General features: G+C 37.3%; 1 protein-coding gene. It reads left to right on the top strand.

Features of this window, described 5'->3' with window-relative positions; all coding sequences use genetic code 11:
• Positions 1–29 precede the first annotated feature (29 nt).
• A partial coding sequence (locus EYW48_RS21860; RefSeq protein ID WP_277433121.1) for a DUF805 domain-containing protein occupies positions 30–255 on the top strand: 226 nt, incomplete at its 3' end.

Below are 255 nucleotides of genomic sequence, written 5' to 3'. Positions count from 1 at the left end.
CGGTGTTTATAACTAACAGAGGAAATAAAATGGATTGGTATTTGGCTGTTTTAAAGAAGTATGCAGTTTTTAGTGGAAGGGCTAGACGAAAGGAATACTGGATGTTCTTTTTATTTAACCTCATTTTTTCTTTCATTTTGGGGTTTGTTGATGGCTTCTTGGGTACTGTATTTATCGGTACTATTTACGGGTTGGCAGTTTTAATTCCAGGTATAGCTGTTACTGTTCGTAGGCTACACGATATTGGTCGCACAG

Source organism: Vibrio sp. 1180_3 (assembly GCF_029478545.1).
Taxonomy (GTDB): Bacteria; Pseudomonadota; Gammaproteobacteria; order Enterobacterales; family Vibrionaceae; genus Vibrio; species Vibrio aestuarianus.
This window is presented reverse-complemented; position numbering and strand designations above follow the sequence as displayed.